12 protein-coding genes are annotated in these 19,050 nt (G+C 54.9%); all 12 read right to left on the bottom strand.

Annotation, left to right across the window (positions count from 1 at the left end; all coding sequences use genetic code 11):
• Window positions 1-4: 4 nt before the first annotated feature.
• Window positions 5-1,081, bottom strand: a complete 1,077-nt coding sequence (locus EJQ19_RS10085; RefSeq protein ID WP_126141087.1) for a Gfo/Idh/MocA family protein — start codon at window positions 1,079-1,081, stop codon at window positions 5-7.
• Between the two features lie 51 nt (window positions 1,082-1,132).
• Window positions 1,133-3,883 (bottom strand): beta-N-acetylhexosaminidase family protein, encoded by a 2,751-nt coding sequence (locus EJQ19_RS10080; protein WP_126141086.1) that lies wholly within the window; start codon window positions 3,881-3,883, stop codon window positions 1,133-1,135.
• Between the two features lie 36 nt (window positions 3,884-3,919).
• A complete protein-coding gene (locus tag EJQ19_RS10075) occupies window positions 3,920-5,581 on the bottom strand; it encodes a hypothetical protein (RefSeq protein ID WP_241242829.1) in 1,662 nt (553 codons plus the stop codon).
• Between the two features lie 3 nt (window positions 5,582-5,584).
• Window positions 5,585-7,843, bottom strand: coding sequence for a glycosyl hydrolase family 95 catalytic domain-containing protein (locus EJQ19_RS10070; RefSeq protein ID WP_126141085.1), 2,259 nt, complete (start codon window positions 7,841-7,843; stop codon window positions 5,585-5,587).
• 50 nt (window positions 7,844-7,893) lie between these two features.
• Window positions 7,894-9,057, bottom strand: a complete 1,164-nt coding sequence (locus EJQ19_RS10065) for a mandelate racemase/muconate lactonizing enzyme family protein (protein ID WP_126141084.1) — start codon at window positions 9,055-9,057, stop codon at window positions 7,894-7,896.
• Window positions 9,058-9,070: 13 nt separating this feature from the next.
• On the bottom strand, window positions 9,071-10,507 hold the full coding sequence (locus tag EJQ19_RS10060) for an aldehyde dehydrogenase family protein (RefSeq protein WP_126141083.1): 1,437 nt from the start codon (window positions 10,505-10,507) through the stop codon (window positions 9,071-9,073).
• Window positions 10,508-10,514: 7 nt separating this feature from the next.
• Window positions 10,515-11,423, bottom strand: coding sequence for a dihydrodipicolinate synthase family protein (locus tag EJQ19_RS10055; protein ID WP_126141082.1), 909 nt, complete (start codon window positions 11,421-11,423; stop codon window positions 10,515-10,517).
• A 31-nt stretch (window positions 11,424-11,454) separates the two neighbouring features.
• Window positions 11,455-12,234, bottom strand: coding sequence for an SDR family NAD(P)-dependent oxidoreductase (locus tag EJQ19_RS10050; RefSeq protein ID WP_126141081.1), 780 nt, complete (start codon window positions 12,232-12,234; stop codon window positions 11,455-11,457).
• Window positions 12,235-12,247: 13 nt separating this feature from the next.
• Window positions 12,248-15,310 (bottom strand): glycosyl hydrolase 2 galactose-binding domain-containing protein, encoded by a 3,063-nt coding sequence (locus EJQ19_RS10045; RefSeq protein ID WP_241242828.1) that lies wholly within the window; start codon window positions 15,308-15,310, stop codon window positions 12,248-12,250.
• A 77-nt stretch (window positions 15,311-15,387) separates the two neighbouring features.
• Entirely contained in the window at window positions 15,388-16,983 is a 1,596-nt protein-coding gene (locus EJQ19_RS10040) for an extracellular solute-binding protein (protein WP_164716439.1), read from the bottom strand.
• A 132-nt stretch (window positions 16,984-17,115) separates the two neighbouring features.
• On the bottom strand, window positions 17,116-18,015 hold the full coding sequence (locus EJQ19_RS10035; protein WP_126141079.1) for a carbohydrate ABC transporter permease: 900 nt from the start codon (window positions 18,013-18,015) through the stop codon (window positions 17,116-17,118).
• A gap of 27 nt (window positions 18,016-18,042) precedes the next feature.
• Window positions 18,043-19,032 carry an ABC transporter permease gene (locus EJQ19_RS10030; protein ID WP_206438395.1) on the bottom strand — a complete coding sequence of 330 codons (990 nt, stop codon included), beginning with the start codon at window positions 19,030-19,032 and terminating at the stop codon, window positions 18,043-18,045.
• Window positions 19,033-19,050: the final 18 nt, after the last annotated feature.

The raw sequence follows: 19,050 nt of genomic DNA, 5'->3' as shown, positions 1-19,050 counted from the left end.
CCTCCTATAGCTGAAGCGAATACTCGCGTAAAATATCGCTGACCCGCACAGGCTGGCCCGTCTCCATGCTTCTTTCCATAGCGGCCATGACCGCGAGCGTATGGATGCCTTCGTTCAGATCCGGCTTCGGCGTCTCCCCGCGGTCCATGCACTCGGCAAAATATTCAATGTAGTTCTGATACTCCCCGGCGTGATGACTTTCTCCTTCAAAGCGAAAATAGTAACCGTGCTTATCTTCGAACGAATGCGTTATCGGCTGCTCGCCGGCAAAATGGGTGTGGTACAGCAGCTTCGAATACAGCGCCCGACTCGTCCCTTTGGAACCCCTCAGCGTGCAGCCGATTCCCGAATCAATCTGGCGAAGCGTCGGTTTGGTATAAGAGCCGCTCACCTGCGCAACCCTGCCCTCTCCGTCACGCAGCAGGAATCGGAGATCATCGGGTGCAGCAAGCCCGTAGGCTTGGTTCGCTGTGCTGGAGTAACCGTACCCGAATACTTCCTCGATGCCGGGAAGATACCATTTGGCCAAGTCGACGGCATGGCTCATGAAGTTATGCATCCAGCTAAAGCCTTTCTGCCTCGCCCAATCCCGCTGCAGGAACCAGCGCGCGTCGGAGATGTAATACGTTTCGACCGTATCGACATCCCCGTGCCGCCCCGCCAGGTAATCTCTCCGTTGGTGAATCATCGACTCGAAGAACCTTGAGCTCTGCCCCACGAAAACGCATTTTCCCGCCGCCTTCGCCGCTTCCAGCAGAGAGCCCGCCTCCTCGAGGGAATGCAGCAGCGGCTTCGTAACAATGACATGCTTGCCCGCTTCTAACGCTTGTTTGATATGTTGACCGTGCAGTTGGTCCGGCGTATAGATCGCGATAACTTCAATTTCCGGGTCTTCGAGAAGATCGTCATATCGCTGCGTGCAGCGGGTTAACCCGAATTCCTCCTGGCGCGCTCTACAGACGTCCTGATTCAGATCGCATACGTTGATTAACTCCCAACGATCGCTCTGCAGCGCCGCCGATAGGATGCTCCTTCCTTCGCCCAATCCGATGACGCCTAACTTATAGGTCTTGGCTGCCATGCTTCTCACTCCTTTATCTGATCTGTTCGTACCGTCCCACTTACTTCCGGTTTATTTGGTTTTCGTCAAACCCTGAGGCTCCGCATACAGCCAATCCAGCGAGCTGGCGCTTTCGCTTAGCGGAGCTACATCACGTTCAACCAGCTTCTGACTCGCCGAGATGACGCCGACGATGGCGAAAGCCCCCGTGCCCAGATTGAGCGAGTGCCTTCCGGGTTCGTACAGGAACGCGTGCACATTCGCGCTCGGATAGAAAGCAGGCTTTATCCCATTCCGCAAAACCGGCGAGAGACCGCCACGGTCATCCGCATGGGTATTCTCGTCCAGTGTCGGTACTTGCAGCCATTGTGCCTCGGAGGATTGAAAATAGGCGATGAGCACGCGAGCCGGCTCCTCCAGCTCGATATCCACGATCACCCCGCGATTCGCCGCCGCTTCACGGTTAAACCGAATCCCAGTCAAGCCTTCGAGCTCCTCTGCATAGCTATGTGCGAATATTTCTCCATCAGTGAAAAGGAAGCTGTCCTTGCGGAACACGTACGTTTCGGCATCTGTGGAATGTAGGATGAACGGTGCTGGACGGTAAGGGATAATCTTCTCCGCGCTCTCCACCGCCAGCGGCAGCCTTCCCTCCTTCAAATCGTGAATACGCCCTTTGAAGTTCTCCAATTCTTCCTCGTAAAGCGGCAGGCAATCTTTCCAGTGGCAGTATTTTTCTCCGTCCGGAAACGGAATTTTTCGATGTGCCGTCAGCATGCTGTTGGCGTACATGTACGTTTTTTCCGTAAGGGCTGTCAATTGGCGGTACCAGTTCACACTCTCCTGCAAATACGGCAAGCCGTGCTCCAATATCTCAAGCTGAGTCAAATAATTTCCCCTCGCCGCATGCTTGAAAAGCAGCACCTGAACCGCCGCACGCACCTTGGCTCCGTAAAAGTAAACCATATACCGAATCGCTTCGATATCCGTTGCGATTCGTTCGAATTCCTCCGTGCTGCTCGTCACATGCGGACGAGCGCGCTCGATTGCTTTCGCGGCCAAATCGGCGAACATCTCCGCCTCTCGAACAACGTCGAGCGGAGTCTCGCCGATATGCGGCTCGCCAGTCGCCTCCCGTTCCGCATAAAGCTCGAGGCGCTCTCCCTGCGGAGCATGATCCTCCCAGAGCGCTTTGTACGGGGAGTACCGGTCGGGATTCGTCAGCTGGCTCATCGTCATGCCGAGCGATAGGGTCTGACGATTGCCCTCGGTGATGCCCAACCGGCGGAGAAGTCGCGGTGCGCATTCACCGAATGCATCGTACGCCTCCAGCAGTTCGGCGCCCGCTTCCTGCGAGCCGAAGCGGCTTGCAAGCTCCTCAGTCCAGTAACTGCGCTCTGTCTCCTGATCGCGGTCCGGATTCCAGGCGTATCTCGCCCAAGCAGCGTACCAGATCCAGTCGCGATCGATCTGATGCAATCTCGGAGAGACTTTATCCGCCGTATAAGGCCAATCCCAATAAAACAACGGGTAGACATGCAAGCCATTCGCCTGCTGCCGATGCCGGGCAGCTTGCATGCTCTTCTGAATAAAGGCCGGCGCTCCGTAACGGAACGGCTCCAAATTAGCCAGAATATGGATATTCACAATATGAACCGACTGCATCGAGCTCAAGTTATTGTGCGTTTGTACCCAGCCGCCTCTCGGCGTCCATGTCGTGAGCGACTCCCCGTTATACTTAGCTTCCGTGTAGAGATTCGGATAGAGCGGCAGCGCCTTTTCCACAATCGGCTCCGCCTTGACGGCGTGTGCCCGCAAAATGATCGGCGGCAGCTCCTTCACCTTCAGATCCGAAAGCCCTTCCTTCATCCCGGCGATAATCGTTTCCGTAAACCACTCCGTCCCGTACAAACTGCCATGCATAGCTTCGCCGAGACAGAGCATAATGCCGACGTTCGGGAAAGAGCGCACGAATTCGGCGATCGATTTGCGCGTATAATCCGCCGTGATCGGCAGCGGCTTAGGCTGGTGCAGCTCAAGCCCGTGCATTTCGGCGAACGGCAGCGGAATATGGATATTGTAGAAGTTAAGCACGACCCAGATCCCGCGCTTGTCAGCCTCCGCCGTCAGCCAGTGGAAGATCTCGACATTCCGTCGGTATTCTTCTTCCGTCACCTCCAGCGCTTCCGGATAGTCTTGCAGCTTGACCAAGGATGCGAACGGATGACCGGTCCAAATATAGACGACATTGCTTCGCTGCTCCAGCAGCATATCGAGATATTGCAGCCACATCGACTTGTCATAAAACCACGGAAAGCGATCCGGTGTAATCGGATACTCATACGTTCTTCGAGGCGGTTCGATCAGCGTCTTCTGCAGGCCGAGCACCGGTCCGCGCAGCACGAAGGCCGGCGTCTCGCCTGCTGCCACCAGCTGCGGCACCCGCCCCTTTTTCCGGATCTGCCTTGCCAGCTCCTGTGCGCCGTACAGCGCACCTGTGTCGTTGCCGCCCGATACAGCAATCAAGCCGCCCGGAAGCGTTGCGAGATAAAAGCCCTCTTTACCGGGAGGCGTGCTATGGTAAAGCAGCACTTCCTGCTCCTCCAATGTACGGATAAATGCCGACTCTTCCCGGTTGCCGACAAAGATCTTGTGCCCTTCTTTATTGCGATAGGTCGATGCAGTCCAAGCTTCTCCGCCCGCTCGCCGAACTTCATAACCGCAGGCTTCCAGGCTGGATTGCAGCAGCGTCAAACCGTGCAGAAGTCTGTTGGAAGCTTCTTCTTGCACGCCGATATAAACGATTTCCTTCTGTTTTTGCATCGTTTTTCTCCTCCCGGTCCTTAACGAACTTAGTTTTTACTTCAGCATGCCGGACACTTCCGCATGCAGCGTGCAGCCTGTCGGATCTCCTTGGTAGAAGCGGATTTCTGCCTCCCCGAAGCGTTGTCTCCAGCAATCCCCCGTTCCCAGATAAGGGGCGGCAGCTTCCCGTACGTCATCGCTGAGGAAATCGTCGGTCACAAGCCATACGCCTCCTCCGGCATAACGTCGGCTTTGCTTCCTGTCGGCCGGGGCAAGCCACGCTGCAATGATGACGACGGCGCCTTCCTCCGCTCTGCGTGTCAAAGCGGCCAATGTCCACGCAGACAATCGGGAGCCCGCAACGATGATCAGATTGGGGTTGCCCAATTGTTCATCGCGAACATGCTCGTCGAAAACCACCGCATTATTCACAGGGTCGAACAGGTTATGCATCGAGGTTTGCGGCAGCTCCGCACATCCCGACAGCAGCGGATATTGTTCCGGCGTCACCCGCTGCTTCAATTCATGCCGCGGGAATGCGTATCCCGGGATGTGCATACAGCTGCCATGCGCAGGAATGGACCCATGGCTGAGCAAATGCCATACTGCGAAAACGCTCCTCGTCGATTCGGCCGGTTCCAGCTCGCGATTGCCGTATAACCGGGCATTCTGCCCATAGTTGCTGTCATCCGAATGGATGAGAACGATATCCGGGCTTGCTTCATGATGCCTCCAGCTCAGCGGGTGGTTCGGCACGAAGTCCTTGACGAACTGCTCCCACACATCGCCGTAGGCTGTTTTCTGAAATCCGCCGACCTGATGATGAAGCAGCACATCGACGTTCTCGGCAAACAGATGGGTCGGCCCCATCAGATAGCCCATCCGCAAGGCTGATGCGAATTCCTCCGGCGAATGTCCCGGAAAGCCCGAGGTCCTTGTGAACCAGCTGCCGATATCCGGTCCCCAAAGGTCGGCGCATATCCACATGGAACGGCCATATTGCTTGGCGGCGCCGAGGGCTGTTCCGAGCTGCAGCGCCTGGAACGATTCCTTCATGACCTTCGGGCAAAGGTCCATGCCGGCGCGGGCTTTGGCGTGAAACATGACCGGGAAGACATGCTCCGATACGAGCGGAAACTGCGCCGGATTCAAGCCTTGTTTCTCTGCGAGCTTTCGGACATGATCCGTTCGGGCGGATACCGACTTCACCAGCTGCTGATAAGACGCTTCAAGAGAAAGACCGTCCGTTGCGCCCCAGTGAGGGTACCAGCCATCCTTGCGGTATTGCCCGGCGTTGATTTGCAGATGCTCCGGCTCGTCGTAAAGCAAGCCGATCAGCCGGCCGCTTCGAGCTGCCTCTACAATCGCTTCATCGGGTACGTCCCAGCGGTTCGTTCCTTCCACCCACGGCCCGTTAATATTGCCGTACTCGTTGCCCAGGACGACGTCCATTCCGCTGCGCGTCATCTCCCGGAGCAACGCCGAATGGCCCTCAAGGCCCGGCATCATATGATGAACGTAAAAGTCCGCCCCCAAGCCTTGGAGCGCTTCTACGAATTTGTCGCCGTCAGGGGGAGGGTCCTGCGATAAATAAATCGATCCGGTACCGGTCCGCATGATCTCATCGGAGACCTGCCCAGACCACGGATCCTGCCAAGCCAGCACAGGTCCTTGTATCCCCAGCCTGGGCTGCATGAGCCTCAGCTCTTTTGTCACTGTTCACACCCTCCTCATTCCTGCTCCGTCATCCGCGCCTGCCGGCTCGAATGTCACGGTTTCCCCGGCATGCAGCCTGAGTTCGATGATGCCGCCTGCCGCCTTGACAATCTCCCGCCGTTCGCCCCGAAGCAGCATCGCCTCGTCGCCAAACGGACTGACCAGACGCAGTACTGCATATTGCTCGCTGAGCACCGTCACCGAAACCACCTTACCGCTCTCTTTCTTCCCGGATAGAAGAAACGCGCCCGCCGCCCGAATACCTGAGAATGAGGCCTCTTTGAAGCGTGCCGCAACACCCGTGAATATCCTGATTTTCCCTCTCACACACTGCACGAACATTTCAAGAACGGCCGCAGACGCAGCGATGCAAGCCTCGATCTGCATCGTTTCCCGCCCCACGAATTGCGTGAAGCCATCGTAAGTTCCGTTATGCTGGCTGGCATAGCTCGGCATCATAAAAGCATCCTTTAACAGCTTCAGCGTCAGATACGCCATATCCGGCTTCCCCAAGCGGTTGTGGATGATGGACGCCCATGGCATCGACCATCCGGCCCAGCGGCCCATCCCTTTATCCACCCACGATTTGTAACTATTCATCACGATGCCGGCTACCTCCGGGTCCGACATGTTCAACGTGTCGAACGGATAGATACCCGCCAAATGGGAATGATGCCGGTGAGACACCGCAAGCGGCTGCCCTTCCCACAGATACAGCTCGTGACCGGGCTTACGGTCAAACTCTTGGAATTGCCGTGGGCCTACGGTATACGGGGGCAGCTTCGCGCGAATATCGGCAGTGAGTGCCGCATAGTCCGCATCGAGCCCGTAGCGCTCCTCAAGCTCCAGCAGCTTTTCGCAGAGAAAGTGCACATTCACCAAGAAAAAGGTGGAGTTGCGCCCAAGCCCCTCCGGACTCGAGCCGCCGTATTCCGGTGAAACCGACACCGGCAACGCATAAGCATCTCCATCCCGTTCCATCATGGCGACAAACACATTCAGTGCCTTTTTCATAAAAGGGTACACAGCTTCCAGCAAAAAACGCTCGTCTCCGGCGTATTCGGCGTACTGCCACATCATTTGGGCCACCCACGAGGTGTTCGCCTGGTCGATTGTTCCGGTCCACATGCCGCCTACCGGGCGTCCGAGATCGTCAACCGAATGGCCGAGCATATAGCCGTCGTCGATGCCAACGAACCGCTTCGCGTTAAGCGCGAGCGTCGGTTTCCAACTGTCGATCATCGTAAATAAAGGCTTCAGGCTGTCCAGCAAATTCGCTCCGTATGCCGGCCACAAGCATTCCTGAACATTGATGTTAAAATGGTAGTCGCAGCTCCACGGCGGGTTTCGGTAGTCCTCAGCCCACGGACCCTGAAGCGTTGGCGCTATGCGGCCCGGCATCGAATTTCCCAGCATCCGGTAGATTCCGAGGTAATACATATTCTCAATCTCCCGGTCAGGCAGCGAGATGTCGGCCGCTTGCTCCCAGAGGGAGCTCCAGTGCTTTTTCGTCTTCGTGAACGCATCTTTAAAGTCAGATTGCCGTATTTGGCTTAACCGGGCTTGGGCGGCTTGAACGGCAGCCTCTGCTGAACGTCCATATTCGGCCGCAATCCATAAATTACTATCGGAATATTCAGAAATCACGGCGCAGGTGGGGTCCTCCGGCAGCTCTTGCACCCACCCGCCACGAACCTCCCGTGGCGGCGGAATATCAAAATCGTCCCAATATGCTTTCACTTTCTCAAAAGCATAGGAGGGCTTCGCTGCGACGGACGCAATCATCTCCCCTTCGCAGGAAACGGCAAGCAGCGGGCTGTCGATCTCCACGCTGATATACATAAACCGTTCCCCTTCGCTTGTACGGAAGCCCAGGACCGCTTCCGCCTCCTTCATCCGAAGCTCGGCTGAAACAAGCGAAACCCCGGGCTTCAGCTTTACCTCGTACCGTCCCATCGCAAGTCGTGCAGGCCTTTTCTCTTTGCCATTCAGGGTCTGTGTCGGATAAAGCTGGCGTGCCGCTTCGAAATCGCCGCTTTGCAAAAGCGTTTTCAAGCGCGCATAGCTGCAGTCCTCCCGCCATATCGTGCCTCCCCGGTGGTCCCAGAAATCGGCCCGGTTGATCGTCAGCATAACAGTATCTCCTTCAAACCAGACAAGAGCGCCGAACACCCCGTTCGACAACGGTATACCGTCGTGGCAGAAACTTGTTTCCATCGACCAGGGAATGGTATAAGCCGGCTCTATCCTTATGGCTTTCACGCGACCAGCTCCTTGCTATTCCGAATATGTCCTCTAACATAGATTTTCCGCTACGAGCCTCTTGTACGGTCCTGCAGATTCGCGACCTTCTGTGCTCCCCAACTGAAGCCTTCGACCCTCAGACGCTCTACCTTCTCCCAGTCGATATCCATGCCAAGTCCCGGCTTATCGGCTTCCGGCACAAGCAGATAGCCATTCTCATAGCGAACCGGCTCCGTTGTCACATCATCAACATAAAGCTCCGGTCCCGTAGGATCGGAAATTGCGTTGAGATTTGTCAGACTTGCCCCGAAAATAGCCTGCGCCGCCGTTCCGAACGACAGCTCCTGGGTCGTGCCGATCAGCACGCCTTTTCCGGATATTTCCGCTGCCGCTGCTGCCTTGCGTGCGGCTTGAAAGCCGCCGATAAAAATAAGCGCGATGTTGAAAATATCGACCGAATCGTACCGGATCATATCCTGCAGCTGCTTAAAGCTCCAGACGTGCTCGCTCACAGGCAAATCGACGCCCATCCGGAAATTACGCAGCCCCTCGAAGTCATTGCGATAAGCAGGACTTTCTACAAGCTGCACCCCATAAGGCTCGAGACGCTTCGTGGTGCGCAGGGCGCTTTTCCAGTCCAGCAAGTGACTGTAATCCAGCGACTTGATTGTCACACGGCTGCCAAACTCCTGCCGCACCCGATCAAGAAACGCCTCGTCGGCATCGGGGTTAACGCCCGCATACAGCCGAAACACATCGAAGCCCTGCGCCAATCGCTTGCGAACGACATCCACGTTAGCGTCTACTTCCTCGAGCGTACGGGATCGAAAGATCGGATAGCACACCTTCAGCTTATCCCGTACGCGACCTCCGAGCAGCGTACTGATGTTGACCCCAAGCGCTTTACCGACAAGATCATGCAGCGCAATGTCAATCCCGCAGCGGATAAAGGTACCTTTTTCATAGTAATACATGGTCTCAGGGAACATCTCGGCCATCTCCCGGTTGATGGCGATTAGCTCGAACGGGTCACGCCCGACCAGCGAAGCTTGAAGCGTTGCTTGCAGATCACGGACATCCACCGAATATTTCGGAAGATGCGAGAAATCGGACATTTCTCCAATGCCAACGATCCCCTCGTCCGTCATGACGCGCACAATGGCGTGCTGGCAAACAAACCCGGTATGCCGGGGGATGCTCACAACATCAAGCAGAATGTTTGTTATCTTCATCTCTATCCGCTCCTTAGATTGATAGCGAAATCGTTTGAATGTTAGTAAAAAATTCCATTGCCGCCCGCCCTTGCTCTCGGGAATTCGAGCTGGATTGCTTCAGTCCGCCGAACGGCGCCTGATACTCGACGCCAGCCGTTTCCGCATTGACTTTCACCATGCCGGCTTCAATGCGCGATACGAATGTCATCGCACTGGATAGACTGCTCGTGAAAATCGCTGCACTTAATCCGAAATCCGTATCATTCGCCATCGCGATGGCCTCTCCCAAGCTGTCCGCTTCCATCAGGGCCAGCACAGGACCAAAAATTTCCTCCCGTGCGATCGACATGGCCGGGGTTACGCCAGCAAACAGCGTCGGCTCCACGAAGCAGCCGTCCCCGCTCGGCGCGCAGCCACCCAGAAGCAGCACTGCGCCTTCCTCTTGTGCCTTTCGAATATGCGCCAGGACGGATACCTGCGCACTTCGGGTAGCGAGAGGGCCGAAATATGTGTTCGGGTCCATGCCGTCGCCAACGCGAATCTTGCGGAGCCGCTCCAACAGCTTCTCTGTGAAAGCCTCTGTGACCGCACGCATCACGATGACCTTGCTTGTCGCTGTACATTTCTGCCCGGTGCTCTTCATCGAACCGGATACGACGAGATCGGCGGCTCGATCAAGGTCAGCGTCCTCCATGACGATGACGGCATTTTTTCCGCCCATCTCAAGCTGGTATTTGATGCCGCGCGAGGAAGCTTTCACCGCAATCTCTTTCCCGACGGCGTTTGAGCCCGTGAAGCTGACGGCTGCCAATCGGGGATGCTCAAGCATGGCGCTGCCCGCAACGCTGCCGGAACCGTGTACGAGGTTCAGCACACCTGCCGGAACGCCGGCATCCGCAAGCGCTTCAACCAGAAGGCCGGCGGTCACAGAGGCGTTGCCCGCCGGTTTCAGAACAACGGTATTGCCATAGATAAGCGCCGGTGCCAGCTTCCAAACCGGAATGGCGACAGGAAAATTCCAGGGAGTAATCAAACCAACCACTCCGAGAGGAATTCTTCTCGTATACAGCAGCGATTTGCCGTCCGCAGGCGGGATATGGTCTCCATTTGCCCGCTCGCCTTCCCCTCCATAAAATTTCAGGATGGCCGAACCGCGCATCACCTCGCCACGCGCTTCTGCGAACGTTTTGCCCATTTCACGGGTCATCGTTTCGGCAATGACATCTGCACGTTCTTCAAGCACACGCGCAGCCGCAGCCAGCACTTCCCCCCGCTTCGCGCCGGGCAAATCCCGCCAGGCCGCCCACGCTTCCGCAGCAGCATCCACCGCGCGTCTCACATCCGCCTCGGTGGAACGCGCAACAAGGCCCACGGTTTCTCCAGGACGTGCGGGATTTTCATTTGCGCTCCATTCGCCCAATTCGGACTCACACCATATGCCGCCTATATAATTCCGTGTATGCATCATTCCTGTCTCACTCCGTTCCATGATTCAATAGACCCCAGCCGACCAAAACTTCCGTTACCCGCTTCTTCTCATCAGGGAGCAGTTCGGCGATCGGGGGACGAACATAGGCGTTCAGTCGGCCGAGCTGCGCCATCGCTTCCTTCACCACACTGACGTTATTGCCGCTTCGATTCGCTTCCCGCAGCTCCTCGAACGGCCGAATTTCGTCCCAAAGTGCCATGGCCTCTTCATAATTGCTCGCTCTCAAGGCATTCAGCATACGCTGCGACCTATTGGCATCGACGTTGACCAGTCCGGAAGTGAAGCCGACAGCCCCCGCCGCATAGAAGAAAGGCGCCCACATTTCCGCGGTTCCGCAAATCCAGACGAGATCGTCGCCAATCAATCGGACGGCTTTGGCGAACGCAGGCAGATGGTTGATCGCATATTTCACACCGATGATATTCGGTTCGCCGCTCGCCTCGCGAAGCGCTTCTGCCGTCACATTCTCGCTGCGCACATACAAAATGAGCGGGAGGCGGGTGGATCTGGCGACCGACTGGTAATAGGCAACGAGGCCGCGGTCCAGCAGAAACGGATGCACCGGTTGATGAACCATGATGCCGTCCGCTCCCTCCTGCTCCGCATGAAGGGCCAGTTCGCCCGCTGTCCGGGCATCATAGCCGACGCCTGCAATCACCTTCGCTCTGCCTCCGATTTGGCGTACAGTGAAAGAAACTAATTCCTTTGCTTCGTCCAGGGTAAGCGAGTAAAATTCTCCCGTGTTGCCGCACGGATAGATGGTTGGTATCCCGCATGCGATCAAGTGCTCCAGCACTTCAGCGAACACGGGATAATCGATCCTGCCCTCCGCGTCGAATGGCGTAACCGGAATCGAATTGATGCCCTTAAGACTTTCCATGAACGCTTGGTACATGACGACTGATCCCTCTCACTTTCAATTGATTTTATTCCGCTTTCTGAAGCGCAGAACGACCGCCATCGACGACCAAGGTCGTCCCGGAAATATATGCAGCGTCATCCGAAGCGAGGAACACGGCTGCGGCCGCCACATCTTCCGGTTGCCCGAATCGCCCGAGCGGGTACGTCGCGAGCATCGCCTTCGTCTTCTCCTCACGGTTCGGGAACTGCTGCATGTGCGCCTCCGCCAGCGGTGTCTCGATAAATCCCGGACATATGCTGTTGGCCCGAATGTTCTTGAGGCCGAAATCGACGCAGATGCCGGAAGCCATCGCAATCATCCCTGCCTTTGACGAATGATAAGGGAAGTGATTCTGCTGTGTACGGTAAGCATGCGTAGACGCGATGTTCACCACGCTGCCGCCGCCGCTTTGGATCATGAACGGAATCGCGAACTTGCTGCAATACCAAGCGCCTTTCAGATTGATATCCATGATTCGCTCCCAGTCCTTCTCTTCAGCTTCAACGACCGACCGACCTCCGGACACGCCGGCGTTGTTGACTAGAACATGCAAGGTACCGAAGCGCTCGTAGGCAGCCTCCATCACAGCGGCAGCGTCCTCCCGTCGTCGCAAATCTCCCTTGAAGAACATCGCCGATCCGCCTGATTGGACGATCTCCTTCGCGATAGCTTCTCCGCTGTCGCTCATATCGCTCACCACGACGTTCGCCCCTTCGCTGCCAAAACGAAGCGCGATTGCCATCCCGATGCCAGACGCGCCGCCCGTCACAACAGCCGTTTTCCTCTCCAGTCTTCCATCCCTCATGTTCGTCTCTCCTTCATTCAGTCTGTTTCCCGAATACAAGGGAAGCAAGCAGCCGGTCAAGCGGAGGATTGCAGCCAGTCCGGCCTTCGAGCTCCAGCCCGATGAATACGAGGCTGCCGCTGCCAAGCTTCCGCGTGCCGACGACCGCAATCTTAGGCTTGCCTGCCGGTATCGGTGCCGGCGACTTTCCGAGCGACGGCTTCTCGTACGTATAGAGAAGCGGCGTCACTCCCTCCAAACGCCAGCCGCAACCGGTCAACGGGTCGATTCGGTCTGTCGCCCTATTAAAGAAATAGCTGAAATCGGAAGGAGCTGTCCCGATTAAGCTGGATAGCGATTCGTCGCATGCCAATGTAAATAGCGCGCCCGTCTTCTCCTCCTTCACGTCCTCCCCTCCGATTTTCCATTGCCCGTGTCCGTTCTCATCAGAGAGGAAGACAGCCGTCGCCCCCGCATCCACACGCTTCCTTATCTCCGTTTCATGTGCCCGAAACGATTCGCTAGAAGATATCAGAATCGTTTCGCAGTCGATTTTCGACGAATAGCTTGCCGCTATCCATTGGCATTCGCTGCATAGTTGCTTCGCTTTTTCTCCGATATATGCGATGTGGCTTTGTGCGTCGGCTGCATCTCTTCTCGCGAACACTTCAATCTCGAACTGTTCTCCGTTTAGCACTTGACCTGAAGCATTGAGCAAGCATGCTTCCGCGTAGACGGTGCGTCTGCCGTCCGTCTCCGGCATGACCAACGCCAAGGTACCCGAATAGCAGGAGGATACGGCTTCCACACGCGCGTCGATGGCAAACGATGCGATATCCGACCTATCGTCCCGCAGTGTGACAATAATTCTGCAGTCGTTATACGCTGCCGGTGTATCATTGAGAAGCCAAGCCTCCAGTTCGACAACCTCACCTGCATAGGCACGCCATCGATCTCCACGCAGATGAACCCGAACCGACTCCATACTCTGGGCATAGGTAAAATAGGCAGGCTTCGGCACCCGGTCCACACCGACCAGTGACTTCATCCAGCCCGACGGCCAGGCATCGATCAGCAGATGAACAGCGGATTGCACGATGCGGTCAGCGCGTCTGCGGATGGCATCCGTCATAAGCTTCGTGACGAAAGCCTGATACTGCTGGCTGTCACGGATCCAATCCTCAACTCCGGACGGCTCGGGGTACCAGTCCCCATGCAGCGCGTACGACTGGGCGTCCACAATAGCATTCGGCATCCACCTATCGCTCAGCTTTTCAGGCAGCCACTCCCGTGGATATCGCGCCTGCATGAGGTCAAGCCGGTCGAGGCCTTCGGAGCCGTACTCGCCACATCCGGTTTTCCAGCCCGCCTTGATCGGAGGCAAGCCTCCCTTGTACAGCTCCCCAAACGGGATCATATGATTCGTATACCACATCGTATAGCAATGAAAATCGGACAGCCCCTCCGCAGTCGGCGGGTCGTAATCGCCCTCCGCATTTTTGACCACTCGGTCGGGATTCTCGATGTAGATCGCTTGGCGGGCTGCCGTAAAGAAAGCCTCCATCTCATCCCGGAACAGATGACGATGCCCTTTGCCCCGCTTAGCCGGCCTGGACGGTTCGTTGATCAACGAAACCATGATGACGCTAGGATGGCTGCGCACGAGCCGCTCCATCTCCGCCGTTTGGCGCACCGCTTCGCAAAATTGACTCCGTCTGATATAGCCGAAGGCCGGAAGATCGCATTGATTCAGCATGCCCAGCCGATCCATGCAATCATAGATTTCTTCCTGAACCGGGCGCTGCGTCACTCGGTAAAAATTAAGATTGGCCAGCTTGGCGATCAGAATATCGTCCACCAGCTGGTCATAGTCGTCATGCATCACGCATAGCTGAAGATGGCCCATCTCATTGGCGCCCCTTAGCATGATCGGCCGGTTGTTGAAATAGAGGGTTCCCTTGGGCTCCTCCAATTCATCCATACGGAATGAACGCATCCCGAAGCAGCGGTCGTGCACGTCAACGCGCTCCTCTCCCCGAAACACAGTGACCCGCAGCGTATATAGGCGAGGCATCTCCAGCTCCCAGCTCTGAAATTGAGGAAAAGCGATCTTATACCGGTAATTGTTCAAACCTGGTCCAGCGTAAGCGACGGGAAAGCGAATCTCGGAAAGCCCTTCTCCGTCAAAATTATCCGCATACACCTGGAACCGCAGTTCTGCATGCTCGATCAATCCGCTTGTCGCGTTGGTGACATCGACCCAGGCCTCGAACATCGCTTCTTCCGGATTCGTCCTTACGAAAATATCTTGAACGAACAGCTCGGCGCGCTCCTCCACGAATACGCGGTTATAAATGCCGCCGCCAGGCGGACAATGATGCCAGCCATCGATCGGCTCATCCCAGCCGGGGCCGGTCGCCGCATACATTTTGTCGCCATCCAGCCTGGAGCCGTTGACACCCATCATCGGGTAATCATTGTGTACCTCGACGACCAACACGTTCTCTTCTTGAAGCACGGAAGTGATATCGCATTCAAACGGTGCGAACAAGCCTTCGTGGCTCCCGACACATTTGCCGTTGACATACACGATTGCTTTGTAATCGACGCCTTTAAATACGACAAACACGCGTTTGCCGGAGGCAGGTCGCGAGCTGATGAAAGTGGTTCGGTAGTAGCCGGTCCAGCGCCCCTTCTCTTTGGTAGGACCTCGAAAGTCCGGCACGGTTACCTGCTCCCATTTCCCCAACCCCGCAAGCACCCTGCTAAATGCGGTGTCCTGCTCCTCTTCGTAGCGAAAATCGAAAGCTCGGAGCTCTTGCCGGGGACGCGCAAACCCAGCAGCAGGTGTCAGCCGACGCAGGTAAGGGCGGTAATAAGCCCGGAGTGTATCCAGCTCGAGCTGAAACTGCTCGAGCTGCTTCTCGTAAGTCAGCTTGGGAAGCCGTTCAGCCGCTTCCGTCCCTTGTGCAAACATGCGCTTTTCCCACACACGTGGCGTGATCGCCTCCAGTCCGTTTCCCGCCAACGGGTGCTCCCGCAGCGCGATTTCGGCGAACGGATCCGCCCCAAGGTGTTCTTTTGCTTGATCTGCCACGCTATTGCCCCCTGTTCCAACGGAAGGACGAGAGCACCCTCCCCCTTAAGAGCGGGTGCCCGTCTATTTCTTACGATTTACTTTGTTTTCATTGCTTTGTCGTAGATGGCCTGAGCCTTGTCGAGACCGACTTTATTCAGATTCGCCAAATGGTCCTTCCAAACCTGATCATCATTCACGTTCACGAGTCCCATAATCGCCTTAGTTGCAAACTGGTACACTTCATTCCACACGCCGGTCATAATCGTGTTAGCCGTGCTGGCATCTTCATCGTTCATAATGGCGGCTTGCGCATACAGAGTTTCCATCGACTTGAAGATCGGTGCAGCTTCTTGATCGATCTTGAAGACCGGATCCGTCTTCTGGGCATCATCGTTCTTGGTGATATAGTAGTCAAAACCGAACTGCTCCAGCACTTTTTTGCGATCTAGATCGCCTTTGTACACGGGCAGTCCATCCTTCACCTCGTAGGTGACACCTTCAACGCCCATTTGGTTGAAAAGCTCGCCTTCCGGTGTTGACGACCAGTCGATGTATTTTAAAAGACGATTCAGTTTATCCGGTTGATCAGCCAGTTTGTTGCTGAAAATGGAACCGAAAAGCGCAAAGTCCGGCCCTTTGAACATGACAGGATTTTTACCGAATGCCGTGTCTTTCACGAACGCCTTGGCATAATCCCAATCCTGCGTTTTGTCCGCTGTCTCCAGGCTAACAACGTGGCTGACGTACTGGAAGTCAATCAAATCTTTGCCGTTTTTCCGGTTTTGATTGAACTGGTCCTCCGTCGCAGTCGCGAAATCCTTCTGAATGAGTCCATCTTTATACAGTTTGGACAAATAGCTCAGCATGGCCCGCTGCTTGTCGGTAGCCGGTGCGAACACCATCTGATTGTTATAGTCAGGATCGTGCCAGAAGCCGTACCAGCCGTTGGAACCGTTGAAGTCAGGCGGAATCCGGAACGTGTTGTCGAAGCTGATCAGCAGATTGCGGATACCGGTATTCCCCGAGCCGCCCCGGACCGCGAGCCCGATGAAGCTCGGGTTGGTCTCTTTCAGTTTTTTCAAAGCAGCCGCCAACTCGTCGGTTGTCTTAGGGAAAGAAGTAATTCCCGCTTTGTCAAAGGCGTCCTTTCGGTATATAAAGGTCATGGGATCGAACGTCGTCGTGATGAACGGAACCATATATATTTTTCCGTTTACGCTGGTGAAGTCCTTAAGCATATTCCACTGATCGTCGGTATAGAGCTTGCGGTAATTCGGCATCTTGTCAAAATAATCGCCGATCGGAAGCAAGTAGCCTGCAGCCGCCCATTTCCGAACGGCATTCCATTGGTTCATGTTCGGGATAAAATCCGGATAGTCGCCGGACACGAACATCACATTGTACTTATCCATTCCGGCAGACAGCGGAATCGCCTGATAATCCCATTTCATATTGAATTTTTTCTCGGTCTGCTTGGTGTATTCATTGGGTACAGCGTTCGGCGCGTATTTGGTTTGGCTGACGACCGTCAGCGATACCGTTTTATCCATGCTGTTGGGGTCATTGGATGCAGAAGGCGCTGATGACGAATCATTTGATGTTGGATTGGCTTGCGAAGAACATGCGGACAGCACAACTGCGATGGAAAGCGCTGTAAAAGCGCCTGATGTTGCCCATTTTCTCTTGCTCATACTCACATTCGCCTCTCTTTGTTTGATTTGACATTCATTTGACATCCCTTCTTCTCAAACCATTCCTATTTCGAGCAGTGTTCAGGGCATCCCTCCCTCTAGAAATTTACGGCCTCATTCACTGTGCTGTCATTAACCTTTCAGGGAGCCGATCATGACGCCTTTTACAAAATATTTCTGAATAAACGGATAGACGATCAGCATCGGAACGATGGAGACCACCAATGTTGCATACTGTACGCTCTGTGGCGTCAGACTCGTTTGAAGATCGTTTGCAAGCGCCGCATTCCCCTGAGAAGCCAGCTGATCCGCAAGTGTATTCTGCAAGACGATATCTCTCAGCAGCAGCTGCAGCGGATACTTCGCGTAATCGTTCAGGAACATTAACGCCGGGAAGAAGGAGTTCCAATACGAGACGGCATAGAACAGAGCAATCGTGGCAACAGCAGCGGTCGACAAGGGAAGAACGATGCGAATCAGCGCTCCTAAGTCGCTGCACCCGTCAATTCTGGCGGCTTCCTCCAGCTCGACCGGAAAGGTGCGAAAGAACGAAATCATAATGATTAGCCACCATGGACTGATCAAGTAGGGGATGATCAGCGCGGAATAGGAGCCAACCAGACCGAGCGTTTTCACCACGAGAAAGAGAGGAATAATACCTCCGCCGAAAAACATCGGAATGACCACGTAGGTCATGAAAAAACCGCGAAACACAAGATACTTTTTAGATAATGCGTACGCTGTAACCGTTGTCATGATAATGTTGACGAACGTCCCCACGACCGTAATAAATACCGAATTCAGAAAGGATTTCGGAAGATGAACATCCTCAAACAGGATTGTGTAGTAAGCGCTTAAATTAAAGCCCTTCGGGATTAGAAAAACATTCCCGCTTGCGATGTTATCCGGACTGCTGAACGATACGGCTATCACGTTAAGCACGGGAAATAGTGTCGCGATGATGACAAGCACCATGACGATATGAATGACGGCATCGAGCACTCTCGAGCTCGGCGATGTATCATGGACCATAGTGACTCTCCTTTCGGCAATACGGCGTTACCAGAGGCTTTCCCCTGAAATCTTTCGCGCAAGATAATTGGAGCTGACCAAGAAAATGATATTGATGACGGAATTGAACAAGTCGACTGCTGCTCCGAAGCTGAAATCCATGTTGACCAATCCCTGGCGGTAGACATACGTTGAGAAAACATCGGCAGTATCGTAAGTTAGCGGGGAGTACATAAGAATAATCTTCTCTGCGCCAACGCTTACGACATGGGACAGTCCTAGGATTAATGTGATGACCACGACCGGCTTAATAGCAGGGAGGGTAATATGCCATATTTGCTTGATCCGGGTAGCCCCGTCGAGAACAGCGGATTCGTATTGCTCCGGATCTACTTTGGACAACGCTGCCAAATAAATGACAGCCCCCATCCCCAGGTCTTTCCAAATATGCGAGCCAACAAATAAGGTACGGAACCACCCTGGGAGTCCGAAGAAGTAGATCTGCTGAAAGCCCAGCTTCGTTAGCAGCACGTTCACAATTCCAGAGTCGGGGGCGAGCATCAGCTTCATCATCCCCACGACAGCGACAATGGACAGAAAGTAAGGCAAATAACTGACGGTCTGCACGAAACCTTTGTAGTACCGATTGCGCAATTCATTCAACAGGAGCGCAAAGATGATCGGTACCGGGAAACCGAATACAATGGAATACACGCCTAGCAGGAATGTATTCTTAAGCAGCATCCAGAAATAGGGTCCATTCACGAATGTTTTAAAATAATCCAGACCGAACGGTCCGGCCCACGGTGCTGTAAACACCGAACTCCAGAACGGATGTCCCGCCTGCATGCGAAACTTTTTAAAAGCGACCAGAATGCCATACATCGGTACATACGAAAAGATGAAGAAATAAATCAGACCCGGCAACAGGAGCAGCAGCAGCACTTTCTGCTGTTTGATCTTATACCAAAGTCCGCTTGCGGTTTTGGCCCGCTTTGCAGTCGCGCTCATGATGACGGAGTTTTGACCTGCATCCATAGGTTCATTCCACCTGCC

Source organism: Paenibacillus whitsoniae (assembly GCF_003955665.1).
GTDB lineage: Bacteria > Bacillota > Bacilli > Paenibacillales > NBRC-103111 > Paenibacillus_E > Paenibacillus_E whitsoniae.
Note: the sequence above shows the minus strand (reverse complement) of the source record. Positions and strands in the feature narration are given on the sequence as shown.

Excerpts from the sequence above, each read along its gene's own strand:
- EJQ19_RS10030 (WP_206438395.1), bottom strand. The coding sequence starts at position 19,032 with ATGGATGCAGGTCAAAACTCCGTCATCATGAGCGCGACTGCAAAGCGG.
- EJQ19_RS10065 (WP_126141084.1), bottom strand. The coding sequence starts at position 9,057 with ATGAAGATAACAAACATTCTGCTTGATGTTGTGAGCATCCCCCGGCAT.
- EJQ19_RS10040 (WP_164716439.1), bottom strand. The coding sequence starts at position 16,983 with ATGAGCAAGAGAAAATGGGCAACATCAGGCGCTTTTACAGCGCTTTCC.
- EJQ19_RS10050 (WP_126141081.1), bottom strand. The coding sequence starts at position 12,234 with ATGAGGGATGGAAGACTGGAGAGGAAAACGGCTGTTGTGACGGGCGGC.
- EJQ19_RS10080 (WP_126141086.1), bottom strand. The coding sequence starts at position 3,883 with ATGCAAAAACAGAAGGAAATCGTTTATATCGGCGTGCAAGAAGAAGCT.
- EJQ19_RS10085 (WP_126141087.1), bottom strand. The coding sequence starts at position 1,081 with ATGGCAGCCAAGACCTATAAGTTAGGCGTCATCGGATTGGGCGAAGGA.
- EJQ19_RS10060 (WP_126141083.1), bottom strand. The coding sequence starts at position 10,507 with ATGATGCATACACGGAATTATATAGGCGGCATATGGTGTGAGTCCGAA.
- EJQ19_RS10035 (WP_126141079.1), bottom strand. The coding sequence starts at position 18,015 with ATGGTCCATGATACATCGCCGAGCTCGAGAGTGCTCGATGCCGTCATT.
- EJQ19_RS10055 (WP_126141082.1), bottom strand. The coding sequence starts at position 11,423 with ATGTACCAAGCGTTCATGGAAAGTCTTAAGGGCATCAATTCGATTCCG.